Source organism: Pseudomonas sp. R4-35-07 (assembly GCF_003852235.1).
Taxonomy (GTDB): domain Bacteria; phylum Pseudomonadota; class Gammaproteobacteria; order Pseudomonadales; family Pseudomonadaceae; genus Aquipseudomonas.
Genome location: NZ_CP027732.1, coordinates 2,867,329 through 2,894,264, shown reverse-complemented (window position 1 = coordinate 2,894,264; position 26,936 = coordinate 2,867,329). Strand labels below are relative to the sequence as shown.

Here is a 26,936-nt window from a genome sequence, read left to right as displayed (position 1 = left end):
AAACATTTATCCCTCTGGCATGGCGCATGCAATCAGCTTTGCACCTATCCCGAAGGATGCATCCATGCCCCAGACACTGCCCCAGGCGCTGTTGCGTCAAGCCCACATCCGCAGGTCGGCGATCGCCTTGCGCTATAAGCGCCTGGGCATCTGGCATGAGCGCAGTTGGAGTGAGGTGGCTGGCGAGGTCAGCCAGCTCGCCGCTGCCTTGCATCAGCGCAGCTTGGGGCGTGACGATGACCTGTTGATCATCAGCCAGGCGCGTCCCGAAGCGTTGCTGCTGGCGCTGGCGGCGCACTGGTTGGGCGCCAGCGTCACACTGCTCGACCCGGAGCGCGACAACCAGGCGTTGTTGGACGTGCTGCGGCCGCGCTTCGTGGTCGTGCAAGACCTGGACACGTTGCAACAACTGCGTGAGCGCGACGTGGTGGTGTTCCTCGACGGGCGTGGCCTGAGCCAGTACCCGGACGCCGGCTTGATCGACTATGCCGACTTGCGTACCGATGCCTCGCCCCCCGCCCACACGCCGCAACCCGACGCCACGGCCTTCGTCTTTCATGCCGAGACCACCCTGCGCCTGACCCATGCGCAGTTGCTCGCGGGCGGCCGTGCGCTGGTCGACCGGGAACACCTCGGCGCCGACGACGAGGCCCTGGCCGCACGGGTGTTTGCCGCCAGCGGGCAAGCACGCTACCTGCTTGCACCCTGGCTGCATGCCGGCTTTGGGCTGAACTTTCCGGAGGCCCTGGCCACCCGCGACATCGACCGGCGCGAGCTGGGCCCGACCTTGGTGCTGGGCACCCGCGAATCCTATGCACGCCTGGAGCAGTGGGTGCGTGAACGCCTGCCGCTGCCGGGGACGTTCAGCCATCGCGTGTACCGCTGGGCCATGCAGCCGAGCCCATCCCCCCTGCGCCGCTGGCTGGGGCACTGGCTGGTCCGTCGGCCGTTGCTGGATGTACTGGGGATGAGCCGCCTGCGCGTGCCCTTGCTGGTCGGGCCAGCGCTGAATCCGGACAGTGCGGCGTTCTTCGCAGCCCTGGGCATCCGTCCCGGCCATTGGCAAGAACCCTCTGCCCGCCACGAACCCAGCGACCACTTGCTGCCTCAATCTGCCTGACGAGCCTTCCATGCGCACATCCACTGAAGCGGTACTACTACGGCTCGATGACATCTCCCTGTCGTTCAAAGGCATCAAGGCCATTACTTCCATCAGCTTTGAGGTCAAGGCCGGCGACATCTGCGGCCTGATCGGCCCCAACGGCGCCGGTAAAAGCTCGCTGCTCAATGTCATCAACGGGGTCTACCACCCCCAAAGCGGCAGCATTCGCTACGCGGGCCAGACCCGCCGACGCATGCGTGCGCACCAGGCGGCCGAAGGCGGGATTGCGCGGACCTTCCAGAATATCGCGCTGTTCAAGGGCATGAGCGTGCTCGATAACGTGCTCACCGGGCGCAACCTCAAGCGCCGCAGCAGTTGGCTCGAGCAAATGCTGCGCCTGGGCCGGGCACCGCGTGAGGACGACGCGCACCGCTTGCAGGCGGAAAAGGTGATTGCCTTTCTGCAGATCCATCCCTGGCGCCATGTGCTGGTCGGCACCCTGCCCTATGGCCTGCAAAAACGTGTCGAACTGGCCCGCGCACTAGCCGCCGAACCCACCCTGCTGTTGCTGGATGAACCCATGGCCGGCATGAACGCCCAGGAGAAGGCGCAGATGAGCCAGTTCATCCGCGACATCAACCGCGAATTCGGCACCACCGTGGTGTTGATCGAACACGACATCGGCGTGGTCATGGGCCTGTGCGACCACGTGGTAGTGCTCGACTATGGCCGCAAGATCGGCGACGGCACCCCGCAACAGGTGCGCGCCAACCCCGATGTGATCGCCGCCTACCTGGGTACCTGAGCATGGAATTTTTCTTCGAGGTGCTGATCGGCGGGCTGCTGGCGGGTGTGATGTATGCCCTGGTGGCGATTGGTTTTGTGCTGATCTACAAGGCCTCCGGTGTGTTCAATTTTGCCCAGGGCGCCATGGTGCTGTTTGCCGCACTGACGTTTGTCAGCCTGTTGGAGCGCGGCTTGCCGTTCGCCTGGGCGTTCCTGGTCACCCTGGCGAGCATGGTGGTGCTGGCGCTGCTGATTGAAAAAGTCGTGCTGCGCCCGCTGGTCAACCGGCCACCGATCATCCTGTTCATGGCCACCCTTGGGCTGTCCTACATGATCGAAGGGTTTGCGCAGTTCCTGTGGGGCGCACAGGTGCACGGACTGGACTTGGGCATCGCCGACGAACCGCTGGAAATCCGCGGCATGCTGCTTTCGCAATTCGACCTGTTTGCCGCCGGCACCGCAGCCGTGCTGGTGATCGTCCTGTCGCTGCTGTTCAACAAGACGCGGGTGGGCCTGTCGTTGCGCGCGGTGGCCGACGACCCGCTGGCGTCCATGGCCATCGGTATCCGCCTGCCCCGCATCTGGGCCCTGGTGTGGGCGGCGGCAGGGTGTGTCGGCCTGGTGGCCGGGTTGCTCTGGGGCGCCCGCCTGGGCGTGCAGTTCTCGCTTTCGCTGGTGGTGCTCAAGGCGCTGCCGGTGCTGATCATCGGCGGGTTCTCGTCCATCAGCGGCGCGATTGTCGGCGGCTTGATCATCGGCGCGGCAGAGAAAGTCGCCGAGATCTACCTAGGCCCGGTCATCGGCAGCGGCATTGAAAACTGGGTGCCGTACGTCCTGGCGTTGTTGTTCCTGCTGGTGCGGCCTGCCGGGCTGTTCGGCGAGCGCGCCATCGAACGGGTTTGATTGTCCCTGAGGAACTCCCTGCATGCTGTATCAAGAAGCCGGTCAAATCAGCACTTCCTATGCGGCCGAGCGCCGCACCTTTCGCCTGCGTCAGGACCGCGTCGCGCTGTGGCTGCTGCTGGGCCTGGCTTTTTTTGCGGTGCCTTGGCTGGGCAATGACTATTGGTTCAGCGCGATCCTGGTGCCGCTGCTGGTGCTGTCGCTGGCCGGGCTCGGGCTCAACCTGCTGACGGGCTACGCCGGGCAACTCTCACTGGGCTCGGCGGCGTTCATGGCCGTGGGCGCGTTTGCCGCCTACAACCTGCACTTGCGCGTACCCGGTCTGCCGCTGCTGGTCAGCTTTGCCCTGGGCGGCGTGATTGCCGCCGGGGTGGCGGTGTTCTTCGGCTTGCCGAGCCTGCGCATCAAGGGGTTCTACCTGCTGGTGGCGACCCTCGCCGCGCAATTCGTGGTGGAGTGGGTACTCACCCGCTTCAGCTGGTTTACCAACGACAACGCGTCCGGCGTGATCACCTCCCCGCCGCTGCTGATTGGCGGACTGGATTTCAGCTCACCGCGCGGCCGCTACGTGCTGACACTAGCCGTGGTGGTGGCGCTGTTCTGGCTGGGTAAAAACCTGGTGCGCAGCGAACTGGGGCGTAACTGGATGGCCGTGCGCGACATGGACACCGCCGCTGCCGTCATCGGTATTGGGCTGTTGAAGGCCAAGCTGCTGGCGTTTGCAATCAGCGGCTTCTACCTGGGCGTCGCCGGGTCCCTGTGGGCCTTCGCCTACCTGGGCACGGTGGAACCCCATGGCTTTGACCTTAGCCGCTCGTTCCAGGTGCTGTTCATCATCATTATCGGCGGCCTGGGCAGCGTACTCGGCAACATCCTCGGCGCCGCGTTCATCGTGTTGTTCCCGATCCTGCTGGGCAACCTCTTCGCCCTGTTGCCCGTCGGGCTGATGGACGCGGGCCAGCTGGAGAACATCCAGAAGATGCTGTTTGGCGCGCTGATCATCGTTTTTCTGATCAAGGAACCGGAGGGGCTGGCCCGTCTGTGGCAGCGCTTTCGTCAACGGGCCAGGGTCTGGCCGCTGCGTTACTGAACTCAATAACCCCCCAGGAATGACCTCCATGACACACCGCTTATCGCTGCGCCGCCTGGCCCTGTGCCTGGCCCTGATCACCACCGGGCTCACGGCCGGCGCCCAGGCCGCCAACGAACAATACTTCCCTTTGCAGAGCTACCGGGTCGGCCCTTACGCCGCTGGCGGCAGCGGTTTCTTCGGCGGTTTCATCGACTACCTGCAATACATCAACGCCAAAGGCGGAGTGAACGGCGTCAAGCTGACCTGGAGCGAATGCGAGACCGAGTACGTGGTGGAAAAAGGCGTCGAATGCTACGAGCGCCTCAAGGGCGGGCTCAACGGCGCACCGGCCGCCGCCACCAACCCGCTGTCAGTGGGCATCGCCTACGCCACGCTGGAACGTTCCACGGCCGACAAATTGCCGCTGATCACCATCAACCATGGCCGCACCGACTCCACCGACGGCAGCGTATTCCCCTACGTGTTCCCGCTGCAGCTGAACCCGTATTCGGAAGTCTCGGCGATCATCAACTACATCGGCCAGCGCGAAGGCGGCGCCGACAAGCTCAAGGGCAAGAAAATCGCGGTGCTCTACCACGGCTCGCCCTACGGCAAGGAAACCAATGGCGTGCTCGAGACGCTGGCGAAAAACGCCGGCTTCGAACTGACCTTGCTGGAAGTGCCGCACCCCGGCAACGAGCAGCAATCGCAGTGGCTGAACATTCGCCGCCTCAAGCCCGATTGGGTGATCCTGCGCGGCTGGGGCGTGATGAACCCGGTGGCGCTCAAATCCGCGCAGAAAGTCGGCTACCCGGCCGATCACATCATCGGCAATATCTGGAGCAACTCCGAAGAAGACGTGGTGCCGGCCGGTGCCGCCGCCAAGGGGTTTATCGCGATCACCACGCACCCGTCGGGCACCGACTTCCCGGTGCTGCAAGGCATCGAGCAAAGCGTGGTGAATGCCGGCAAGGGCAACCTGGCCGACCCCAAGCGATTTGGCACCGTGTATTACAACCTGGGCGTGGTCAACGGCATTCTGAACGTCGAAGCCCTGCGCCTGGCCCAGGAAAAATATGGCCAGAAGCCCCTCACCGGTGAGCAAGTGCGCTGGGGCTTCGAACACCTGAACCTGGACGACGCGCGCCTGCAAGCGCTGGGCGCCAAGGGCCTGGTGCAACCGCTGAAACTGTCCTGCGCCGACCACGAGGGCGGCGGCGCCGTGCGCTTCCAGCAATGGGACGGCCAGCGCTGGAACCTGATCAGCGACTGGGTCCAGGCCGACCGCGCGCTGCTGCGACCGATCATCGAAGCCTCCGCAGCCGGGTACGCCAAAGAGAAAGGCATCACGCCGCGTGATTGCAGCCAGGAGCAGTGAGGCGCTGTCAGTAAGGCAGGTGACACAGCCATTTCAAAAGGGCTGTGCCACCAAGCGCCATTGCGTCCCCGTGCTACATGCGGGCAAGCTTTAGAGCGCACCACTCACTTGAATCCAGACCTGCGAAGGCCTACCCTGCACGCGTGCAACACTCACCCAGTGCGTCAGGAAGACCTTTAATGTGGGATGGCAGCGTTACCTTTGGCGACTCGTGGGCCGGCTACATTGGCCGTGCCGATCAAAACACCGCCCACTCCCATGTCGCTATCCAACTGTGCATCGGCTTGGGCCAGCCGGTCACCCTGGAGTTGCCCGGACAGTTGGTCCGCGCAGCCGGTGTGATCATCGGGCCCAACGTCGAACACCGGGCCGTGGCCGACAGTCATCCAGTGGCGTTTGTGTATGTCAGCCCGGACTCGGCATTGGGCCGTGCGCTCAATGCATTGCTGCAAGACAATGGCATCGCCCTGGCCAGTGACGAATTACTGGAGTGCTTTCGCCGCGCCACATCCCTCCCGCACTTTGTCGACGCCCTCTCGCGGTTGCTCGCGATTACCACGCCGATCGACCATAGGCTTTACAAAGCCCTGAATATTCTGCGCCTGGACCGCGACGGTCCCGGTAGCGTCAGTCGCGCTGCCCATGCGGTGGGGTTGTCCAGCCCACGCTTGCGCTGCGTCGCCACCCACCAGATGGGGGTGTCCCTCTCCCAATGGATCATCTGGAACAAATTGGAACAGGCCTCCAAATCCCTGGCCGGCGGTTCGACGTTATCGGACGCCGCCGCCGAAGGTGGCTTCTCCGACCAGGCGCACCTGGCCCGCATCATGCGCCGCATGATTGGTATGACGCCGCGCACTGCCGCAGAGGTTTTGCGCAAGACAAGCGTTTCGTTCAAGACGCGCTGATATCAAAACGCCAATATCGATCGCATCTTATTCGCAAAAACGGTAAGCGCTGATCGTCTCCCTCCAGAGCCACTCAGCGCCACCGACCGTGAATAAAAAGTGTTCGCTAGGGGCACCCGTGCCTGCGATTCGGCGAATGGCCCCGTTAATTGTTTCGATGAGTCCGCAGGGAAGCGCCCTACATGTCAGCACAGCAAAAATTAACCGTCCTTCTCACAGGAGGCTCAGGCGTACTGGGTGAGTCACTGATCGACTGCCTGGCAGAAGACTTTGACCTGGTCTGCCTGGCGCGTAAAAGCCGCATCCGCGATCCCCGGGTGGAAGTGCTCACGGGCGATATCTGCAGCCCTCGCCTGGGGCTGGCCGACGACGTTCATGCAGCGCTGCTTGAGCGTGTCGACTGGGTGATCCACGCCGCAGCGGTGACTCGCCTGGACGGCGATATCGATCAGATTTTTTCGGTGAACTACCTCGGCACCGAAAACGTAGTGGCCTTTGTGAAGCAAGCCAAGGTTCCGCTGTATCACATCAGCACCGCCTTCACCCATCCCTGCGACTATTACGAAGGCGTCCAAGCCGAAACCCCTTACGAAGTCGCCAAGCGCCAAGCCGAAACCCTGGTTCGCTCGGCCGGTATCGATGTGTCGATTTTTCGCCCATCCATCATCATTGGCGATGCGAAGACCGGGTTCATGCCCAACTTCCAGGGCTTTCATATGACCATGGGGCTGATGATGTCCGGCGTGCTGCCCATCGTGCCCTGCCCGTCTGCCGGCTATGTCGACCTGATCGCCCGTGATGTCGCGGCACAGGCCATTACCAACGCGCTGCGCCAGCGTTTAATCGGCGAAGACTATTTTCTTACCAGCGGTTCCCAGTCCCTTGATCTCGATGGTCTGCTGGACCTGATGTGCCAGTCCATGCAAGCCCAGGCGCAACCGTTCACACGGCCACGATGCCTGGCGCCGGACATTTACGAACGGTTGATCCGCCCGGTATTTCTTCCGGCGCTGAGCGGCAATATCCAGGCCGCCCTGACCCGCGCCACACAGCTGTGCCGCTATGCCTGCCTGCGCACGCCGCTGCCCACGTCCTTGCCGCAGTTACTCGGCGAAACGGCGTTCAGCCAGCGCGATGTCAGCCGTGAGTTACTGCTGTCGCTCAACCACCTGGCACCCAAGCTGGGAGCCTTGACGAGGATGCTCAAGCAGCCGCTGTTACCGTCCACACAAGCGAGCGCGGCATGAACCCGCTTGTCGCCGAACCCGCCATCGACGCCGCACAGGTCGACCAGTATTTGCGCAAGCATGTCAACTCGGGCTACGCACGCCTCGCTTCGCTGATGAACCTGCCGATCGAGCAGTCCAGCCGTGGCGTCTACATCTATGACGAGCAAGGCCGCCAGTACTTGGACGCCGGCGGATACGGCGTGTTTTTCCTGGGCCATGGCCATCCGGTGGTCGTGGAAGCGGTCGCCCGGCAACTGCAGAAAAATGCGCTGGCGAGCAAGCTATTGCTCAATCCGCAACAGGCTTTTGCCGCGCACGCACTGGCTGCACATTGCCCAGGCAATCTGGAGTATGTGTTCTTTTGCAACTCGGGCGCCGAGGCCACTGAAGCAGGCCTTAAACTCGCCCGCCTCAACGGCTGCCGCCGCACGTTGTCAACTCTCGGCGGCTTCCATGGCAAGACCCTCGGTGCCCTCGCCGTCACCGGCCGCGAAAGCTACCGCGAGCCGTTCAGTGGGTTGCTCAGCGACAGCGACTTTGTGCCGTTTGGCGACAGCGTGGCACTGGAGCAGCAACTGCGGGCATCGTCGCAAAAGGCTTGCGTGATCCTCGAACCGATCCAGGCCGAAGCTGGGGTGGTCCTGCCGCCGCCAGGCTATCTCAAACGTGTGCGCGAGCTGTGCGACCAATATGACGCCGTGCTGATTATCGATGAAATCCAGTCTGGCCTGGGCCGCACCGGCTACTGGTGGGGCTGCGACCATGAGCAGGTGGTGCCCGACATCATGCTGGTAGGTAAAAGCCTGTCGGGCGGCTGCGTACCGGTGAGTGCCATGGTTGCCAGCGCTACGATCTATGCGCCTTTCAACCGCAACCCCACGGTTCATACCTCGACCTTCGGCGCCAATCCGCTGGCCATGGCGGCGGTACAGGCCACGCTGCAAGTGATGGTGCAAGAAGACCTGGTAGCGCGTGCCCGGCTGCTTGGGCAGGACCTGCATGCCCGCTTCAGCGCGCTGTTGCAACAACGGGGCTGGACCGAGCGAGTCGAGCTGCGTAGCGCAGGTTTGCTGTTCGGCTTTGAATTTGCCGACGCGTCGATCGCAGCAAACATGGTCATGGCCCTTATCGAGCAACGAATCATTGTGTGCCACTCGCTCAATGATCATCGGGTGCTGAGGCTCACGCCATCGCCGCTGTTGACCGCCCAGGATTGCAACTGGTTGCTCGAAGGCTTCGCGCAGGCGCTGACCACCTCAATGCCATCCCTTTGAATGGAGTTTCCCCCATGCAAGAAGTCAACGTGCAGGCCCACATTCCCCATGCCTGCGCTGATGAAGTATTTGCCGTGATCAGCGATTTCAGCAAGTACGTCGAGCTGTGTAAATCGGTGCGTAACATCACCATCAACAAAGTCAGCGACCAGGTCTCGTTCACCTCCTGGGAGGTCAACTTCCACAGCGGCATCCTCAAGTGGCAGGAGCGCGACACGTTCAATGCTCAGACCCGGGAGATTCATTTCGAGCAAATGGCCGGCGATGTCGATCACTTCTCCGGCACCTGGCAGGTTTTACCGGACGGCAAAGACGCGATCATCACCTTTGAATCACGCTTCGACCTGGGCCTTCCGATGCTTGCGGACATGCTCGACCCGGTGGCCACACAGGCCATTCGGGAAAACATCCACTCAATCATCACCGGCCTGTTTCCGGCGAGCTACTTGAAGGCGTGAACCATGTCACTGTCATTGCTGAATCGCTCGCGCGCCCTGCTTCAACGCTACGCCCCGGGTTTTGACGAGCGTCTGGCGGCGATACCGGCCGGCGAGCGCGAAGCCCCCCAAAGCGACGTCATCGCCCTGTTCAAGCAACATGGTCCGGTGGGCTTGTTGGTCAACCGCGCAGCAGGCGGGCTGGGTGCGGACATCCTCGACGCAATGCATGTGCAGATCGCCATTGGCGCGCGGTCGCCCTCACTGGCGGTGGCCAGCACCATGCACCAGTTTTCCGTGGCGAGCTTGTTGGCACTCACACAAAACGGCGGCGGCGCCGAAGGTCTGTTGCTGGCCGCCGTCGCACAAAACCGCCTGCTGCTGTCGTCGGGTTTTGCCGAGGGCACTTCGGGCGCCGGGATCCTCGATTCGGCCATGCAGGCGGTGCACACCCCGGAAGGGGTACTGCTCAGCGGCAGCAAAAAGCCCTGCTGCCTCGGCCAGTCGATGGACCTGCTCACTGCCAGCTACATCCGCCAAACCCCGGCGGGTGAAGAACTGATGGTCGCTTTGATTCCCGCCACTGCATCGGGCATCAGCCGCAGTGCCTTCTGGCAGAACAGCGCCCTGGCCGCTGCTGAAAGCATCGAAGTGCGCCTGAACGACGTGCTGGTGCCTGAGCGCATGCTGTTTTCCGCCGGCTACACCCACCTGCTGGGTGACGTGCAGACCGTGGGGTTTATCTGGTTCGAACTGCTGATTTGCGCGTCTTATGTAGGCGCCTGCGCGGGTCTGGTCGAGTCAGTGACCGACGCCGCACGCTGGACAGCCCATCACCGCGTGGATCTGGCAGCCGACCTGCAATTGGCGATCAGTGCACTGGAAGGCGCAGCCCTGGATATCGAGCGCAACCCGCAGGACTTGCCGAATGTGCTGGCCCGCCTGCTGTTGGTGCGCTACGGCATCGAACGGCGGCTTGCCCAGCTCTCCGACCAGGCCCACGCCATGTTGGGGGGGATGGCGTTCATCACCAGCAACCAGAGTTCCAACGGCTTACTGGCCTGCCGCGGCCTGCAATTCCATCCCCCGGCAAAGATCTCGATGGCGACCAACCTCGACACCTACTTGACCGACTCAACCTTCAGCATGACCGGAGCGCACCCATGAACCTGCTCGGAAAAATCATCGTAATCACCGGTACCGCGCGCGGCCTGGGCTTGGCGACCGCCAGCAAGCTCAAGCAACAGGGCGCCACGGTGATTGGTCTAGACATACTTACGCCGCAGGAGGGCAGCCTGCTGGACGCGTTTTATCAAGTCGACCTGTGCGACCGTCACGCTCTGGCCGCCGCAATCAGTGCCATCAGCACCGATTTCGGTGACATCGACATTTTGGTCAATAACGCCGGCATCCTGACCCTGGAACGCGGCGAAACCGGCGTTACCGATGAAGTGACCCGCGCGGTCGATGTGAATCTGTTCGCACCATGGCAATTGGTCTCGGGGTTCCTGCCGGGGTTGCTGCGCAAACGCGGCAAAGTGGTCAACGTGTCGTCACTGTTCGCGCTGGTGAACGCGCCCTACGTGGCCGCCTACGCTGCCAGCAAACGTGCACTGAGCGCTTATTCGGATGTGTTGCGCATGCAGTACCGCGGCGAACTCGACGTGGTCACGGTGTACCCGGGGTTCATTGACACTGCAATCCACTTGCCGGCGCAGCGTGTGGGCCTGTCGGTCAAGCGCCTGGTGACGTTCAAGTGGGGTGACAAGACCCTGCTGTCGCTGGAAGAAAAACTGGAGGCAGCCGCTGCCGGCCTGGTGCGCGCCTGCCAGAAAAATGGCCTGCGCAACCGTGGGCTGACGTTCATGGGCACGCTGGCCATGTACACCGCGCGCTGCATGCCAAGCGTGATTGATACTTTTATCGCCCTGCGCCTGCGCACGCTCACGCGTGGCGGCCACCTGGCACTCAAACCTGAACTGATCGAGTAAGCCGTAGCCAATGGCCAGCCACCCGCATCCCAAACCCCAGGTCCGCCTCGACCGTGCCTTGTTCAGGGCCCGATCAGGAGAATCCTTGCTGATCATTGCCTACGCCTTGAGTCTCTACCTGTTACCTCTCGCACTGTTTGTGTGGGTGGTGAGCACCTCCTCCGTTTTTTGGGTGCTGGTGTGCTCGCCGTTGGTGGTATTGGCCGGATATGGGTTGTTTCTGCAAGCGATCCTTGGGCATGAAGGTTTTCACTTCAACTTGAGTGCGAACCCCTTGCACAGTTGCTACTTGGGCATTGCCACCAGTTCGTTGCTGCCAGGGTTCTGTGTGACCGGTTATTTCGTGGACCATTGGCAACACCATCGTTACAGCAACAGCGAGAAGGACCCGGACTACCGGCTCTTTTCGCGTTACCACACGCTGGCAAGCCGCATCATGCTGTCGCGCCTGGTCGCCACCCTGCGCTATCTGCAGGCCACTTGGCGCCTGGCCTTCGGCCCACTGAACACGCCCTCGCCACTGCCGCTGAGTGCGATCGAGGTGCAACGGCTGGCTCGCTGCAATATTGCCTGCCAGGCTGGATGGCTCAGCCTTTACGGGCTGGCTATCTGGCGCATCGACGGGCTGCTTCTGGGGTTTTCCTTGAGCCTGGCGGTGGCGTTCCTGATCTCGGCGGTCAATGCCTATCAGGAACATGCTTTCGAAGCGGGCCATCAACAGCCGCCAGCGCGCTCACGCACTTCGCGCTTCAACACCTGGCTGCACGCCGGCTCGAATTTTCACCTGGAGCATCATTTTTATCCCGCAGTGCCGTGCTGGCGACTGCCCCAGGTACACCGCCACCTGTTGGACGCGGGATGGTATGCAGGCCGGCAATACCTGCTTGAAAAGCACTTCGTTCGGTCCTTCCGATACGCCTGCAGTCGCCACCCCTATCGTGGAAACACGCTGAACGACAAACACCCTTAATTTCCCCATGGATTTTCCGCCTGAACCCTCAGGCCGCAGGAGCACCTATGCCTTTTAACATCGATAGCCACATTGAAACCGAACGCGAACAGCTGTTCAGCCATCCGCTGTTTGCAAACATCCGCACCCTCGAAGACGTGCGCACGCTGATGGAGTTTCATGTGTTCGCCGTATGGGACTTCATGACCTTGCTCAAGCGCATCCAGCGCGACCTTACCTGTGTGGAGTTGCCCTGGGTGCCGCCGGTACACATCACCGCCGCCCGTCTGATCAATGAAATCGTGGTCGGCGAAGAAACCGACGAGCACCCCAATGGCGGTTTTATCAGCCACTTGGACCTGTACCTCACCGCCATGGATGAAATCGGTGCCGACAGCACGGTATTCCGCCGCTTCCTGGCAGCGATCAAGGCCCAGGTTCCCCTGGCAAAGGCGCTCAACGACCCGGCTATCCCAACGGCGGCGAAAGTGTTCATGTGCCAAACCCTCGACATTGCACAACACGGCACGACCGAAGCGGTGCTGGCGTACTTTTTCTTTGGTCGTGAAGACATCATCCCCGATATGTTTGGCCGACTGCTGTCGCAATGGTCGGTCAGTGAACATGATGTACCGATGCTCACGTACTACTTGAAGCGCCACATCGAAATGGACGGCGACGACCACGGTCCGGCAGCCAAGCGCATCATCGCCGAGATCGTCACCACACCCGCGCAACACCTGCATATGGTCGAGAGTGCCAAGACCGCGATCAATTCACGGATCGAGCTGTGGAACAGCGTGCACCAGTTCCTGCTGGACAAGGCCCATTCCACTGCGGACCGCCCTGTGCGTGAGGTCGAAACCGTTTCTGAGCCTGCTTGACACAGACGCGCAATTACAGGGAGTACCTCATGACCAAAGGCAAGCTGGTAAAACTGACGCTGTGCGGCGTCGTGGTGGGCGGGCTGCTGATGTTGGGCTGGCAGCGCTGGCAGTATTCCAGCACCTACGTGAGTACCGACAATGCAGAACTCGATGGGGTGATTATCCCGGTGCGGGCCAAGCTATCGGGCGTAGTGATCAGTGTGCCGGTGACGGACAACGTCACAGTACAAAGCGGTGACTTGCTGTTTCAGATCCGCGACAGTGAATATCACTACCAGCTGCAGCAGCGCGAAGCACAATGGCAAGCGTTGCTTGCCGCCGCCGGGCGCGCCGGAGGGCCGGGTGCGCTGGACAGCCAGGTCCTCGGTGCGGTTGCCCTGCGTGAAGCCGCGCAGGCGGCCCTGGCGCAGTCGAGTGCCAACCTTGAGCAGGCGCGCAATGACTACCAACGTGCCCGTCGCCTGGGTGCTCAAGGCGCGCTGAGCACCCAGGACCAGGAAGTGGCCAAGGCGCGTTTCGACGCCCTTCGTCATGCTCAGGAAGTGGCGCGCAGTAATACTCAGGCCGCCGCTCAAAGCACCTTGGCCAACAAGGCTGAACTCAAGGTGCAGGACTACCGGATCGCCGCCGCGCAAGCCGAAATGGAACAAGCCAGGATCAAGCTGAACGACGCCCGCCAGACCGCGCCGATGCGCAGCATTGTCTCGAAAAAAGAGGTGGAGCCCGGCCAGTTCGTGGTTGCCGGCCAAAAGCTCATGAGCCTGATTGCAACCGACCCGCTGTGGATCACCGCCAACTTCAAGGAGACCCAGGTGGGCCGCGTACGCGTCGGCCAGAATGCCCGGGTCACCGTAGATGCGTTCCCCGGGCACACCTTCGACGGCGTCGTCGAAAGCCTGGCACCGGCCACCGGGGCGAAATTCTCCTTGCTGCCCCAGGAAAACGCCACGGGCAACTTCACCAAGGTGGTTCAGCGTGTGCAGGTGCGCATCGTGCTTACCGGTGTACCGGATAACTACAAGGCGCTGTTGAGCCCGGGCATGAGTGCCTTTGTTGAAGTCGCCACACACCACAACGGCAGCCAGACGCTATGAGGTCGCCCTACCTGATTGCGTTCACCGTCACGCTGGTGTCGATGATGGAGTTGCTGGATGTCACCATCGTCAACGTGGCGATTCCCAGCCTGATGGGCACCTACGGTGCCTCGGTCGATGAAATTTCCTGGGTCTCCACCGGTTACGTCGTGGCCAACGTGGTCATTCTGCCGGTCAGTGGCTGGCTGTCGGCGTGGTTTGGGCGGCGTACCTATTACCTGGTATCAACTGCAGTATTCGTGCTGGCATCCCTGGGTTGCGCACTGTCGGCCGAACTGTGGCAACTGGTCGCGTTCCGGGTGTTGCAAGGCCTGGCAGGCGGCGGGTTGCTGGGTATTTCCCAGGCAATCATCTACGACGTGTTCCCCAAGGAAAAGGTCAGCAGCGGCATGGCGTTGTACGGCGTGGGCGTGATGATGGGGCCGACTCTGGGCCCGACCGTCGGCGGCTACCTGATCGACACGTTGTCGTGGCATTGGATCTTCCTGATCAACCTGCCGATCGGCGCCGTGGCCCTGCTGCTGTGCTGGCTGTGTATCAGCGACTCGCCTAACGAGCAAAAACCCAGCAGCGTCGACTACAGCGGCTTCTGCTTGCTGGCTCTGGGGGTCGGTAGCCTGCAGATCCTGCTCGAGCGCGGCGAACATTGGGACTGGATGGCGTCCAACTGGACCGTCGCCTGCCTGTTGCTCAGCAGCTTCAGCCTGGTGGGCTTCTTCTGGTGGGAACGGCGGGTGACCAACCCCATCGTCAATGTCGCGCTGTTTCAGAACCGTGAATTCCTGATGGGATGCATTTGTGCCTTTTGCGTGGGTTTCGGGCTGTACAGCACCCTGTTCATGGTGCCGCTGTTCCTGCAGACCTTATTGGCACAAAGCGCCTACCAGAGCGGACTGGTGATTTTTCCAGGTGCGGTGGCCAGCGCCATCAGCACCCTGGTGATCGGCAAGCTGTCCCAGGAAAACAGGATCGACGAGCGCGTGTTCGTGACCTTGGGCATCGTGATGTACTGCTATGCCATGTTCCTGCACACCCAGTTCACCCTCGACAGTAACCCGGACACGCTTTACTGGCCCCTGGTGATCCGTGGCCTGGGCCTGGGCATGATCTTCGTACCGCTGACCAACTTGGCGATGCGCCGCCTGCCGCTGACATTGATCTCCGGCGCCTCGGGGGTCCTGAATCTGATGCGCCAGCTGGGCGGCAGTGTCGGCATCGCCATCGCCGCCACGCTGCTCACGCGATTCTCGTGGGAGCGTTATCGCCTGCTCTCCGAACACGTCACCGAATCCAGTCTCGTCGCGAGCGGCTGGGCAGGCGTGGAGACCGACCCGTTGTTTCTCTCCCTGGGCCTGGCCAGCCATCAGCAAGCCATAGCCCTGATGCCTTACCTGCAAGCGCGCGAGCAGGGGCAAATGCTGGCGTTCAGCATGTTGTTCGGCACCTTGGGAGCCGTGATGGCCATCGGTATTCCAATGGTGCTGATGATGCGTAGAAGCCTCGTCAGTCGATAAATTTTTCAGTGGAGCACACCCCTTGCGTATTCCAGGCCTGCGTCTCGACACCACCACACTGCTCACGCCCCTGTGCTTGCTGGCCCTGACCTGCGCGCCCGCACAGGTGTCGGCAGATGACCTGTATCACCTCTACCAAAAGGCGCTGACCCATGACATGCAGTTCGCCGCTGCACAGGCCCAGCAATTGGCCACGGCGGAAAAGGAACCGCAAAGCCGCGCCGACCTGCTGCCGGACCTGTCTGTCACCGGCGGCGCGGCCTGGGTCGATGCCGAGGATTCATCCGACTACCACCGCAATCGCAATAACACCAACGCCTACGCGGTGGTCCTTACACAACCACTGCTGCGCTGGCAGAACGTGATTGCCCACGATCAGAGCAAGCTCTTGATCAGCGCCAGTGAAGTCCACACGGAACAGGCGCGCCAGGACCTGATGCTGCGCGTTGCCCGCGCTTATTTCGATGTACTGCTCAACCAGGAACTGTTGAATACACGCACGCAACAACTGCAAACGCTGCGTGAGCGTCTGGACCGCAGCCAACGACTGCTGGCCGATGGCGCCACCACCGCCAACACGCTCGCACAGGTGCAGGCCAAGTATGACCAGGCATTTGCCGAACAGATTGGCGCGCGTGGCGCATTGGACATTGCCAACGAAACACTCACCCAATTGACCGCCACACAGGCGCGCCCGTGGTCAAGCAAAGAGCCGCAGTTCAGTGCCCCAATGCCCGCCGCCATAGGTGATTGGGACAGCACCGCGCAACAAGGCAACCTGGCCGTGCAGTCGGCACAGATTGCCCAGCGCCTGGCTGAAATGGACATCGACAAGGAACGGGCCGGCCACTTGCCGACCCTTGACCTGATCGCCGCCCATGGCCGCTTCGCTTCGGTCGGCGGTGATGTGTACGACGTCACATTGCCGCAAAATCGCTATAACCAGACCGTGGTAGGGGTCAAGTTGAGCGTTCCACTTTACAGCGGCGGTCGCACCAGCAGCCGCGTGCGCGAAGCTCACGCACTGCAAAGCAAGGCGGCGGATGAAGTGGAAGAGGCGCGCCGCAACGCCGGGCTGATGGCGCGTCAGGCCTACCTGCAAGTCACGAACGGCATAAGCCAATACCGGGCACTCAAGCAGGTGCTGAACTCCAGCCAGATCAACCTCGCCGCCGTGACCCACGGCTTCGAAGCCGGCTCGCGTATCAACACCGATGTGCTGGACGCCCAACAGGTGGTCACCGATACCCAGCAACGTCTGGTCCAACAGCGCTATGCCATTCTGATGGCTCAGTTGCACCTGTTGGCCTCCACTGGCAACCTGAACGACGTGCGCCTGCGTGATGTCAGCCGTTCGCTGAACTGAAGTGCTGATGAATGGAGCGCTGCGCCCTGGGCCTCAGGGGCGGTTAGCCAGCGGCCAACCGACGCGCGCCGCCCGAACCAGGCTGGCCTTGACAACCAAGCGGTGGAACGGCGCGATAACCATGATGTAGGCCCGGCCCAGGCGGTTGTGGCAGTGCACCACGGTTGAAAAAACCAGTTGGCGACTGCCATCTGGCTCGGCCTCATCCGCACACAGGAGCGATATGCGAAAGTCCAGGTGCTTGTCGTCTTCGCCCAACACAATTTCGGTGCGGTGGGTGCTGTAGACCTTGAAGACGCCAACCCGATCAGCCAGTGATGCCAGGTACCTGGCGGTCTTGAGACCAAAACAGGCAACGATCGTGTCGCGCACCGTCATGAGCCAGCCGATCCACGCTGGCTGGTGGGAAAGGATGAATCGCACCAGCACATCCGCGTCAGCGGATGTACCTGCCGGGAGCCGAATCGCAAAAGCGTCCGCCAGGTGCATCGATTGATAAAGGTGGGTGATACTGGACCTTGAGGGAACAGGCACGGACGTAACGAGCTCGCATTCTCGGGGCATCGGGGGAATCTCTTTTGGGTGCTAAGGGGCATGAGCATGGATCAACGGGATGTCGTTAAGGTGCCCACTTCTCCTTGCCGAATACTGAGCCCGATCAAGGCATCATAGAGCGCTTGCTGGCCGGTTGGCAGTACCGGGAGCAACGTCGCACGGCGCTTGTCGACATCGAACCAGGACTCCACCAGCCATCCCACCAGATAGAGCGCCGAAAGGCATCCGCCAGCGGTTGCAACGTTTCCCTGGAAGACAAGCGGCCGGTCCATGCACTCAATTCCCAGAGCCTGCAGGTGTGATCGTGCATCCGGGTGCGTCGTGGCCAGGCCGTTGAGCAGCCCGAGCCGTTCAAGAATGAAAGCGCCGGCGCAGATGGCGCCGATGCGCTGGCGTTTGGGGTCAAGTTCAAACACCGGCAGGAAATCCGGGGCGGCAAGTGCAGCGGGTATGCCTTGCTTACCGCTGACGAACAATACCGCGTCTGCGCTATTGGCCTCGCGAAGCGGACCGTGCACCGAAACAGGCAAGCCGTGCGCTGATCGCACGATGGGGCTGGCACCCACTATTCGCACGTGCCAGTCCTCCGTATTGCGGCCTAGAATGTCCCACATCAGGAACAGGTCGATATCGGTGAAATGGTCGAAAGCAACCAGGACGATTTTCTTCAAGGCGAACTCCATGAACAGGCAGGCCTGCAAAACGCAGCGGCCATCTATGCGGGTGTTCGTAGCCTATCCATCGTTTGCGCACCATACACAGCCTGTATGGCGCTAAATAGGGAGTGAATAACGGGTGAGCACACTAACGCGGCACCATTGGATCGCGGCGGGTTTTGAGGCGCTCGATCAAGTGGGGCATCCTGGCGTGTCGGCCGAGAGTCTGTCGCGCCGACTGAATGTGACCCGTGGATCCTTCTACCACCATTTCCGCAATCGCGAAGATTTTGTCCGCGCCTTGCTGGCCGCCTGGGAGGAAGACTACACGGAGCGCATGCTCGCTTATGCCGCGCAGGGTCGTGGCGCGGGCGAAACCTTGAAACGCTACTTGAGTATTGCCGCTGAGAAACAACCCGGGCGTGAAATTTCGATCCGCGCCTGGTCGCTGCACGACCCGTTGGTGGGCGAGTTCCAGCAACGCGTGGACGCAAGGCGCCTGGACTTCGCCATACGCACTTGCCGCAGCGTGGTGCACGGGCCCGGCGAAGCCGAAGTGATGGGCCAGATGGCCCATCTGTGCCTGATTGGCGGCCAACAGGCAGGGCTGCGCCGTGATGCCGCGCGCTTCAACCGTTTCCTGCACCGAGCCGTTTCACTTTTTGAACGGGCTCTTTCTCCGTGGCGGCTTCGATCCTGAGCTGAGCGTCCCCTTTTGATCGGGTTGTAGCAGGGCTACGTTCTGATCGATGCGGCCTTGGATCATGCGCAAGGTGTCTCGGGTAATCGCCTGTGGGTACAGGTCTTCGGCGATGCTTGCAAACCGGCTCGCTACCTCACAAATGCCGTCAATCACTCGGCCTGCAACCTCCGGGGGCAGCTCGGCTTCCTCGGCAAGCCTGAGCATGTGTGCGCGAGAAATCGACAGGGCTTCGCCCATCACGTCCATCTGGTGGTAACCGCCTGGCCCCTCGCAGAAGGTCACGTCATAAGCCGGGGACAGTCTCCACTGACCGCCTTTGGACATGACATAGGCAAAATTCTTGGGATGATCGTCTCTGTTGTTGAACGCAACATTGAAGACGGCACGCTCGAAGGCCACCGCCATTTCTCGCACATCATTGGTACACATCTGCGTTGCCCGCAAGAAGTTGACATAGTCCAGCACCCCAGGAGACCGGTAATTGGCCCCCGTAAAGGCCGCAAGGCTTTGCATGGGGATGCGCACGCCGTCCCGGCGGTCAAATCGCTTGCTGGCAAACGCTGCCAACCCACCGGGCAGACTGAAATACTGCGTGTCAGCGGTCTCGATACCGCACAGGCGCAGGCATTGGGCATACACCATTTCGATGGCGCACACCTCGGCCTGTTCTTCTTTGGCCGGGAACTTGATCAACCACGCTTCAAAACCCGGCGTGACGGCGGTGGTGAACCTTCCCGTTTCCGGATCGCGATAGACGAGGGCCTTGGGCCTGGCGCCTTGAGGCGAGCCGCCCACCAGCATCAACGTCTGCAGGAACTCGCCCCCATCGCCATGGAGCACTTGGTGCACTTCGCTGGCAAGCTGCTCCAGCGAAATGTGGACAGTGGATTCCAGCCCTTCGGGTACCACGGGCTCGAACGTCATGGCGCCCATCGCGCTGCTGCCGACGTAGGCCAGCCGTTCCAGTGGGCCGATGCGCGCGGTGGTGAGCCCGCGACGCCTGAACAGTCGGTCCATCAGCATCATGCCCCACCCATCCGGCAACGCGTCGTAAACAGGCCCTGGCAAGTACAGTTGGTGGTCTGGAAAGTCGCGGCGCAGTTGAGCCCCCTCCAACGGCAGCGTATAGGAGGACAGTTCCAAACCCCTTTGCCTGGCTTGATGGCTGTACTCGAACAGGATCAATGGGCGACCGGTCAAGGCGGTCGTGGACACCAGCGTGCCCCATTGCCACCGCTCGCCCCAGCCCTCGTAGAAGACATTCACCTGCTCAAGCATTGCCGGGCTTCCTCTTGGTACGCAGACGATTGGCGCTGTTTTCGTAGCGTCGAATATCCTCGATGCTGTCCAGCTTAGGCAGGAACAGGCCTTCGAGTTCCTTGGTCCGGCCAAGGGCCATCGCCACCCGGACCAGGTTCTCGAACCCGACATTGCGCCCGGCTTCAAGGTTGGACACGGTGTTGGTGCCGATGCCGGCACGTCCGGCCAGGTCGGCTTGTGTCATGTCCAGCGCCAGGCGCTCTGTGCGCAAGCGATCGCAGAGGCGCTTGACGACCTCGCTCGGCTTGCTGAAGCTTAAATCCAACATAATGTGTACCCAGCCCATGCTCTGCCAGTTAATTCCCCACTATAGAATTAACCACAGTGACTAACAAGCTTGGTAAATCCAGTATTTTGGGTGTTAACTTCAGAAACTATGGGATTACCCGCGATTTATTGGATTTATAGAGCACAGAATGGGCGCAGGAAATCGCCATTCGTGCGCTACAGCCGTATAACCCCCGACCTTCAACGGCGCTGAACGCAAAAAAGCCCACACCGGCACAGGCATGGGCATTTTTGTTCCAGCGGTTACTTCCCGGCGTGTTTGGCCTGCACCTCCGGCATCGCCGAAGAGTGATGGTTAAGAATTTTCCACTGCCCGCCCACCTGCTCATAGACAAAGGTATAGCGTGCCTGCACCTGGCGTACCTTGCCGTCCGATTCGGTCAGGGTGAAGGTGTACACGCCGCTGTCCATGGCGACGTTGCTGCCCAGTTGGCGGATCTCGCGGTAGTTGATCTGGCCCACCGGCTTGAGCATCAGGAAGTGGTCGAAGTAGTCGGTGATCTGCTCCGGCGTGGTGCGCACCTGGTTCGACACGGTCGGCTGCAACACGGCGCCCGGTGCGTAGAGGTCCACTACCGATTTAACGTTGCCGGTCTGCAAGGCGCTGTTCCAGCGGTCGAACAGCCCGGCAATCTCGCGGTCTTTCACATTGGCCGGCGCCTGGGCCACCTCACGGTAGACATAGGGGGCTGTCTCGGCAGCGTGAACAATCGGTGCGCTCAGGGCAAATATCAGGGCAAGCGGCGCGATCTTGAATGTCATGGCGTTACTCCAGTGGTCGTCGTTGAGCCCACTTTGCCCTCCTCCCCGGCGCCCGCCATCGGCCAACCGGAGGTGTTTACCTATGCCATTTGGCAGATAGCGCCCAAGGTGTTCAACGATGTTTAATACATCCCCCTCGCGCCCGCCGTCCACTGGAGCATTATCCGTGCATGACAACCCCCATGACCCCGCCAGCGCCTTGGCCATGCGCGCGCATTTCCGCCAGTCGGAAAGTCGTACGGCGCGCCTGCGCCTGTTGGTGGATACCGGGCAGCAATTGCGCGAACTGGCCCCCGACGCCATGCGCGAACGCGTACTCGCGCGGGCCTGTGGGTTTCTGGCGATGGACCACGGGCTGCTGCAGGAGTGGGACGCCGACGGCATCGCACACACCAGCGCCCGCCATGGCAACCCGGCGCGATTGAGCAGCCTCGCCGACCTCGGCGACCGCAGCCTGCGCACGCCGTGTTGGCAGGAACGGCCATCAGAGGACTTGCCCAGTGTGTTGCAAGTGCCGTTGCGCGCCGGCGACGGCCCTGCCATTGGCGTACTGGTGCTGGGCAATAGCGTCAGCCTGCGCACGCCGGAGCATGAGGACAGCGAATCGCTGCAACTGCTCGCCACCTTGCTGGCTGCCCACCTTGAAAACGAGCGGCTGCTGAGCACCCTCAAGACGCGCGACAAAACCCTGTCCGACCTGGTCAACCGCTTGCTCCGCGCCCAGGAGGATGAACGCAAGCGTGTGGCCTACGACCTGCACGATGGCCTGGCGCAAACCCTCGCGGGTCTGCACCAACGGCTGCAAGGCTTCGCCGGGCGTTGCCCGCCGCTGCCGGACGCATTGGCCGCCGACCTGCAGGCGATACTGACCCTGGCCCAACACTCGGTCGGCGAGGGCCGGCAACTGATCGCGGGCCTGCGCCCCACGGTGCTGGATGATTTCGGTCTGTTCAAAGCCCTCGATAAAGAAGCCGACCGCCTGCGTGACGCCGGCATCAACGTGCTCTGGCGGGCGCACTGTGACACGCGCTTACCCAGCCAGGTGGAGATCGCCTTGTTTCGGATCGGCCAGGAAGCCATCAACAATGTGCTCAAGCATGCGCGCGCCAGCCGGGTGCAATTGACCCTGGCACTGCGTGACGGTCACGCGTCGCTGCGGGTTGATGACAATGGCAAGGGCTTCACGTCGGAGCCGTCACTCGATGACACCCAGCACCTGGGCCTCGCCACCATGCAGGAGCGCGCCAGCCTGCTGGGCGGCAGCTTCACCTGCGCCAGCGCCACCGACGGCGGTACCCGACTGCACGCTCGCGTGCCAGCCCACTGGAACGGAGTCCCTCAATGACCCATGTCTTGCGCCTGGTGTTGGCGGACGATCATGAAGTCACGCGCACCGGCTTCGTCTCCCTGCTGGCCGGCCACCCGCAGTTTGAGGTGGTCGGCCAAGCCAGCGATGGCCTGCAAGCGGTGGAGCTGTGTGAGCGACTGCTGCCAGACATCGTCATCCTCGACATCCGCATGCCCGGCCTCAACGGTTTGGGCGCCGCCCGCTTGCTGCAACAACGCCTGCCGGAGGTGAAGGTGGTGATGTTCACCATGGACGACAGCCCCGAGTACCTCGAGGCGGCCATGCAAGCCGGTGCAGTGGGCTACCTGCTCAAAGATGCCAGCCGCGCCGAGGTGATCCAGGCGTTGCAACTGGTGGCCGCCGGCGGCGAAGCGCTTAACACGGCGGTCAGCGCCCGGCTGTTGCGGCGCATGACCGAACGCCAGGCCAGCGGCGCCGCTCCCGGCGAGCCACTGACCCCACGGGAGCGCCAGGTGCTCGGCCTGGTCGCCAACGGCATGAGCAACCGGGCCATCGGCGAACAGTTGGGCATCACCACCGGCACGGCCAAGGCCCATGTGGAGCGGGTGATCGGCAAACTCGGCGCGGCCGACCGCACCCAGGCCGCCGTGCGGGGCATCGCCCTGGGCCTGGTGACGCCACCATGAAGCGACGCCGATGAAAAAATATTGGGCCGACCTGCCGTTACGCGGCAAAGCGCTGGTGGTCATTTCGCTGCCCCTGGTGGTGCTGTTGCTGTCCCTGGTGCTGATCTACACCACGGAGCGCCAGACCGCCCGCGCCGAAGAAGATGTGCGCCGCGTGTTACGCGTGCAAGGCGATATCCAGGCCGTGCATACCCTGCTCGCCGAAGCCGCCGCCAGCGTGCGCGGTTACCTGCTCACCCACCGCGAAGACTTCCTGCCCACCTACCTGAACGCCAAGCCGCAGATCGAGTCAGCCCTGCGCCGGCTCGACCGCAATGTGCGCGATCAACGCGTGCGCGAGCAGCTCAGCGCGATCAAACCGCTGATCGAGGCCAAGGTCGACGGGCTGGAGCAGATGCTCAAGGACAGCAAGGCCACACCGCAAGCCATCAGTGCCATCCTGATCAGCAACAAACACATCCTCGATGCCCTGCGCCAACACATCAGCACCATGCTCACCCTTGAAGACTCGCTGCTGGCCGAGCGCAGCGCTGCGGCATCCGATACCCGCCAAAGACTGTTGCTGTCCACCTGGCTGGCGGCGATCTGCGGGCTGTTCGGGGCGATTGTCGCGGTGTTGTTTCTGTCCAAGGGCATTGTGGCCCGGGTGCAGAATGTGCAGCGCAATGCCCAGCGCCTGGCCCAGGGCTCGCCGCTGCTGCCACAGCCCCCGGAAAAAGACGAAATCGGCCAGTTGGGCACCCGCCTGGTGGAGGCCGGGTTATTGCTGGCCGAACGCGAACGCGCATTGCGCGACAACGAAGAGCGCCTGCGGCTGATCATCGACGGGGTCAAGGACTACGGGATCTTCGCCCTCGACACAGCGGGCCATGTCACCAGTTGGAACAACGGCGCGCAGCGGATCAAGGGCTATACCGAACAGGAGATCATCGGTCAGCATTTTTCACTCTTCTACCTGCCCGAGGAATGTCCGCAGCACCCCGACCTGGCATTGCGCGAAGCCACACGCAACGGCGATTACACCGAAGAAGGCTGGCGCTGCCGCAAGGACGGCACGCGGTTCTGGGCCAGCGTGGTGATCACCGCGCAACACGATGCTACCGGGGCGCTGCGCGGGTTCTCCAAGATCACCCGCGACATTACCGACCGCCGAGCGGCGGAGATCGCCCTGCGCACCGCCCGCGAGGAAGCCGAACGCGCCAGCCGTGCCAAAAGTGAATTCCTCTCGCGCATGAGCCATGAGCTGCGCACCCCGCTCAACTCGATCCTGGGCTTCGCACAGTTGTTGGACATGGACGTGCCCAAGACGCAACAGGCCAATGTCGGGCACATTCTGCGCGCCGGCCAGCATCTGCTTACGCTGATCAACGAAGTGTTGGACATCGCCAAGATCGAGGCCGGCAGCCTGGCGTTGAACATCGCACCGCTCCCGCTGGCGAGTGCCCTGCAAGAGGCGTTGACGCTGGTGTCGCCGATGGCCGCCGACGCGGGCGTGCAGCTCCAGCCGCTGCCGGCACTGGCGGCGGATACGGGCATCGTCGCCGACCGCCAACGCCTGACCCAGGTGCTGCTGAACCTGCTGTCCAATGCGATCAAATACAACCGCCGCGAGGGCCAGGTGAGCCTTGAGATCAGTATTCACGGTCAGCGGATCAGCGTGTCAGTGTGCGATACCGGCAACGGCATCGCCGCCGATCACATCGGGCAACTGTTCAAGCCGTTCGAACGCCTGGGGGCCGACCCGAATGTGGAAGGCAGCGGCCTGGGCCTGGCGCTGAGTAAAAGCCTGCTGGAAAACATGGATGGCCAACTCAAGGTGCAGAGCCAGCCCGGCATCGGTTCGCGCTTCACCCTGGAACTGCCCTTCGTGCGTTTGGCCCACGCCCACAGTGGCGCCACACCTGGCATCGAGCCCGAATTAAAGCGCCCTGCCCCCGTCGCCAGCACGTTCCAAGGCAAGGTGTTGTGCATCGAACACAACCTCTCCAGCCTGGCGCTGATCGAGACCCTGCTGCAACGCCGGCCCGGCATTCGCCTGCTGTCGAGCATGCAGGGCCAGCTGGGGCTGGACCTCGCCGCGCAGCATGCGCCACAGCTGATCCTGCTGGATGTGGCGCTGCCCGACATCGATGGCTTGAAGGTGCTGCAACGCTTGCGCCAGTCACCAATCAGCCGCGACACACCGGTGCTGATGCTCACCGCCGACGCCAGCGACCTGACCCGCCAAGCATTGCTGCAGGCAGGCGCCACCGCCGTATTGAACAAACCGATCAACGTGCCTGGGTTTCTTGCCCACCTCGACCAAGCTTTTCCGGAGCCTGCGTGAACCTCGACCTGCGTATCCTGATCATCGACGACCAACGCCCGAACCTCGACCTGGTGGAGCAACTGCTGGCGCGCGAGGGGCTCACCAACGTGCTGAGCAGCACCCAGCCGCTGCGCACCCTGGAGTTGTTCAACAGCTTCGTGCCGGACCTGGTGATCCTCGACCTGCACATGCCGGAGTTCGACGGCTTTGCCGTGCTGGAACAACTCAACCGGCGCATCCCTCAAGGCGAATACCTGCCGATCCTGGTACTCACCGCCGACGCAACCCGCGACACGCGCCTGCGCGCCCTGGCCCTGGGCGCCCGGGATTTCATCAGCAAACCCCTCGACGCATTGGAGACCATGCTGCGGGTGTGGAACCTGCTGGAAACCCGGGTGCTGTACAAGACCCTGCGGACGCTGGTGCCGGCGGAACAGATTGAACTGCTGCAGCGCTGCGGTTCGACGGCGATACGGCGCTGCTAGTGCGGTTGGCTGACGAAGCCGGCCGTCGCTTCACGCACGAAGTCCTCATAGGCACGCAACGGATGCCCGATGATCGCCTCCAACCGTTCCACGGTACCTTCGGCGGCGTGCATGCCGAACGTCTGGATACCGGCCATCATCAGGCGCATGTCGTACGCCAACCAAGCGGGGCCGTAGGCAGCCAATTGCCCTTCGAAGGCCACCACATCGTCACCGCCGTAGGCGATCTCGCGGCCCAGGGCTGCACTCCAGATCTTCGCCACGGAAGCACCCGTCAGTGCGGTTGGCCCGACCAACTCCAGCGTTACGCGCTCAAGCGCGCAAGGTGCTTTATCGCGTCGCAGCAGTTCTGCCACGGCCACATCGGCAATGTCGCGTGTATCAACCATTGAAACCCCGGCCGAGCCAATGGGCATCGGGTACACCGCGTAGTCCTGGATGGTCTGCCGGACCATCAGGTCGTTTTGCATAAAGTAAGCGGGACGCAGGATCGTCGCGGGCATGTCGAGGCTTTCGAGCATGCGCTCAACCGTGTGCTTGCCGGTGAAATGCGGCACATGGGTGAAGGTGTCGGCATGAATCACCGACAGGTAAACGATGCGCTCGATCCCCGCCTCACGCGCGAGGTTCAAGGTGATGAGGGCTTGGGTGACCTCGTCGGGCGTCACGGCATTGAGCAGGAACAGCGTGCGCACCGACGACAGCGCGGCGCGCAGGGAGACGACATCGGTAAGGTCCGCAACAACCTCGGTGACGCCTTTGGGGAAATCGCGCTTGCCCGCCTGGCGAACCAGGGCCTTGACCTCGGCGCCCGCCTCGGCAAGGCCTTGGGTGACGAGTGAACCAATCGTGCCGGTGGCGCCAATAACCAGAATGCTCATGGTGAAACTCCTGCAGTGGGTTTAGATAAGTTAGTGAGTGAAATCCGCAACGCTCGCTGCGATGTGTTCAACGATATGCTGTTGCGCAGGCGG

27 protein-coding genes are annotated in these 26,936 nt (G+C 62.2%); 21 read left to right on the top strand and 6 right to left on the bottom strand.

The window, feature by feature from the left end; genetic code table 11:
• Nucleotides 1–64 precede the first annotated feature (64 nt).
• From C4J89_RS13190 to C4J89_RS13115, 16 genes are all read left to right on the top strand, one after another.
• A complete protein-coding gene (locus C4J89_RS13190; RefSeq protein ID WP_124414657.1) occupies nt 65–1,120 on the top strand; it encodes an AMP-binding protein in 1,056 nt (351 codons plus the stop codon).
• Nucleotides 1,121–1,130: 10 nt separating this feature from the next.
• Complete coding sequence (locus C4J89_RS13185) at nt 1,131–1,907, top strand: ABC transporter ATP-binding protein (protein WP_124362783.1); 777 nt, start codon at nt 1,131–1,133, stop codon at nt 1,905–1,907.
• Between the two features lie 2 nt (nt 1,908–1,909).
• Nucleotides 1,910–2,791: a branched-chain amino acid ABC transporter permease gene (locus tag C4J89_RS13180; RefSeq protein WP_124414656.1), complete on the top strand. Its 882-nt coding sequence runs from the start codon at nt 1,910–1,912 to the stop codon at nt 2,789–2,791.
• Between the two features lie 22 nt (nt 2,792–2,813).
• A complete protein-coding gene (locus C4J89_RS13175; RefSeq protein WP_124414655.1) occupies nt 2,814–3,881 on the top strand; it encodes a branched-chain amino acid ABC transporter permease in 1,068 nt (355 codons plus the stop codon).
• Between the two features lie 28 nt (nt 3,882–3,909).
• A complete protein-coding gene (locus C4J89_RS13170) occupies nt 3,910–5,241 on the top strand; it encodes an ABC transporter substrate-binding protein (protein WP_124414654.1) in 1,332 nt (443 codons plus the stop codon).
• Between the two features lie 179 nt (nt 5,242–5,420).
• Nucleotides 5,421–6,149 carry an AraC family transcriptional regulator gene (locus tag C4J89_RS13165; protein WP_124362779.1) on the top strand — a complete coding sequence of 243 codons (729 nt, stop codon included), beginning with the start codon at nt 5,421–5,423 and terminating at the stop codon, nt 6,147–6,149.
• Between the two features lie 182 nt (nt 6,150–6,331).
• A complete protein-coding gene (locus tag C4J89_RS13160; protein WP_124362778.1) occupies nt 6,332–7,396 on the top strand; it encodes an SDR family oxidoreductase in 1,065 nt (354 codons plus the stop codon).
• Nucleotides 7,393–8,652: an aspartate aminotransferase family protein gene (locus tag C4J89_RS13155; protein WP_124414653.1), complete on the top strand. Its 1,260-nt coding sequence runs from the start codon at nt 7,393–7,395 to the stop codon at nt 8,650–8,652. The genes C4J89_RS13160 and C4J89_RS13155 overlap by 4 nt, the downstream gene beginning before the upstream one ends.
• Before the next feature lie 14 nt (nt 8,653–8,666).
• Nucleotides 8,667–9,110, top strand: a complete 444-nt coding sequence (locus C4J89_RS13150; protein WP_124362776.1) for a type II toxin-antitoxin system RatA family toxin — start codon at nt 8,667–8,669, stop codon at nt 9,108–9,110.
• Between the two features lie 3 nt (nt 9,111–9,113).
• Nucleotides 9,114–10,256 carry an acyl-CoA dehydrogenase family protein gene (locus C4J89_RS13145; protein ID WP_124362775.1) on the top strand — a complete coding sequence of 381 codons (1,143 nt, stop codon included), beginning with the start codon at nt 9,114–9,116 and terminating at the stop codon, nt 10,254–10,256.
• On the top strand, nt 10,253–11,080 hold the full coding sequence (locus C4J89_RS13140) for an SDR family oxidoreductase (RefSeq protein ID WP_124362774.1): 828 nt from the start codon (nt 10,253–10,255) through the stop codon (nt 11,078–11,080). The genes C4J89_RS13145 and C4J89_RS13140 overlap by 4 nt, the downstream gene beginning before the upstream one ends.
• An 85-nt stretch (nt 11,081–11,165) precedes the next feature.
• Nucleotides 11,166–12,050: a fatty acid desaturase gene (locus C4J89_RS13135; RefSeq protein ID WP_256658969.1), complete on the top strand. Its 885-nt coding sequence runs from the start codon at nt 11,166–11,168 to the stop codon at nt 12,048–12,050.
• 47 nt (nt 12,051–12,097) lie between these two features.
• A complete protein-coding gene (locus C4J89_RS13130; RefSeq protein ID WP_124362772.1) occupies nt 12,098–12,913 on the top strand; it encodes a DUF3050 domain-containing protein in 816 nt (271 codons plus the stop codon).
• Between the two features lie 29 nt (nt 12,914–12,942).
• Nucleotides 12,943–14,010, top strand: coding sequence for an HlyD family secretion protein (locus C4J89_RS13125; RefSeq protein WP_124414652.1), 1,068 nt, complete (start codon nt 12,943–12,945; stop codon nt 14,008–14,010).
• Nucleotides 14,007–15,524 (top strand): DHA2 family efflux MFS transporter permease subunit, encoded by a 1,518-nt coding sequence (locus C4J89_RS13120; RefSeq protein WP_124414651.1) that lies wholly within the window; start codon nt 14,007–14,009, stop codon nt 15,522–15,524. Before C4J89_RS13125 ends, C4J89_RS13120 begins: the two co-directional genes overlap by 4 nt.
• Before the next feature lie 22 nt (nt 15,525–15,546).
• On the top strand, nt 15,547–16,890 hold the full coding sequence (locus C4J89_RS13115; RefSeq protein WP_124414650.1) for a TolC family outer membrane protein: 1,344 nt from the start codon (nt 15,547–15,549) through the stop codon (nt 16,888–16,890).
• A gap of 33 nt (nt 16,891–16,923) precedes the next feature.
• Here the strand turns inward: C4J89_RS13115 and C4J89_RS13110 are convergent, their stop codons facing one another.
• Nucleotides 16,924–17,454, bottom strand: a complete 531-nt coding sequence (locus C4J89_RS13110; RefSeq protein WP_124362768.1) for a DUF2867 domain-containing protein — start codon at nt 17,452–17,454, stop codon at nt 16,924–16,926.
• A 41-nt stretch (nt 17,455–17,495) separates the two neighbouring features.
• The gene (locus C4J89_RS13105; RefSeq protein WP_124362767.1) at nt 17,496–18,116 is read right to left on the bottom strand and encodes a DJ-1/PfpI family protein; all 621 of its coding nucleotides are present in this window, start codon (nt 18,114–18,116) and stop codon (nt 17,496–17,498) included.
• Between the two features lie 124 nt (nt 18,117–18,240).
• Between C4J89_RS13105 and C4J89_RS13100 the strand changes: the two genes are divergently transcribed.
• On the top strand, nt 18,241–18,801 hold the full coding sequence (locus C4J89_RS13100; protein ID WP_124362766.1) for a TetR/AcrR family transcriptional regulator: 561 nt from the start codon (nt 18,241–18,243) through the stop codon (nt 18,799–18,801).
• Here the strand turns inward: C4J89_RS13100 and C4J89_RS13095 are convergent.
• From C4J89_RS13095 to C4J89_RS13085, 3 genes are all read right to left on the bottom strand, one after another.
• Nucleotides 18,757–20,082 (bottom strand): type II toxin-antitoxin system HipA family toxin, encoded by a 1,326-nt coding sequence (locus C4J89_RS13095; protein WP_256681798.1) that lies wholly within the window; start codon nt 20,080–20,082, stop codon nt 18,757–18,759. The genes C4J89_RS13100 and C4J89_RS13095 overlap by 45 nt on opposite strands.
• Nucleotides 20,075–20,392, bottom strand: a complete 318-nt coding sequence (locus C4J89_RS13090; RefSeq protein WP_124366960.1) for a helix-turn-helix domain-containing protein — start codon at nt 20,390–20,392, stop codon at nt 20,075–20,077. The genes C4J89_RS13095 and C4J89_RS13090 overlap by 8 nt, the downstream gene beginning before the upstream one ends.
• A 263-nt stretch (nt 20,393–20,655) precedes the next feature.
• Nucleotides 20,656–21,174: an SgcJ/EcaC family oxidoreductase gene (locus C4J89_RS13085; protein WP_124362763.1), complete on the bottom strand. Its 519-nt coding sequence runs from the start codon at nt 21,172–21,174 to the stop codon at nt 20,656–20,658.
• Between the two features lie 166 nt (nt 21,175–21,340).
• Between C4J89_RS13085 and C4J89_RS13080 the strand changes: the two genes are divergently transcribed.
• The 4 genes from C4J89_RS13080 to C4J89_RS13065 are packed head-to-tail and all read left to right on the top strand — an operon-like array spanning nt 21,341 to nt 25,962.
• A complete protein-coding gene (locus tag C4J89_RS13080) occupies nt 21,341–22,519 on the top strand; it encodes a sensor histidine kinase (RefSeq protein WP_124414649.1) in 1,179 nt (392 codons plus the stop codon).
• On the top strand, nt 22,516–23,169 hold the full coding sequence (locus C4J89_RS13075) for a response regulator transcription factor (protein ID WP_124414648.1): 654 nt from the start codon (nt 22,516–22,518) through the stop codon (nt 23,167–23,169). The genes C4J89_RS13080 and C4J89_RS13075 overlap by 4 nt, the downstream gene beginning before the upstream one ends.
• Before the next feature lie 10 nt (nt 23,170–23,179).
• Nucleotides 23,180–25,495 (top strand): ATP-binding protein, encoded by a 2,316-nt coding sequence (locus C4J89_RS13070; RefSeq protein WP_124414647.1) that lies wholly within the window; start codon nt 23,180–23,182, stop codon nt 25,493–25,495.
• On the top strand, nt 25,492–25,962 hold the full coding sequence (locus C4J89_RS13065) for a response regulator (protein WP_124414646.1): 471 nt from the start codon (nt 25,492–25,494) through the stop codon (nt 25,960–25,962). Before C4J89_RS13070 ends, C4J89_RS13065 begins: the two co-directional genes overlap by 4 nt.
• Here the strand turns inward: C4J89_RS13065 and C4J89_RS13060 are convergent.
• Nucleotides 25,959–26,843: an NmrA/HSCARG family protein gene (locus C4J89_RS13060; RefSeq protein ID WP_124414645.1), complete on the bottom strand. Its 885-nt coding sequence runs from the start codon at nt 26,841–26,843 to the stop codon at nt 25,959–25,961. The two genes, C4J89_RS13065 and C4J89_RS13060, sit on opposite strands and share 4 nt — an antisense overlap.
• Nucleotides 26,844–26,936: the final 93 nt, after the last annotated feature.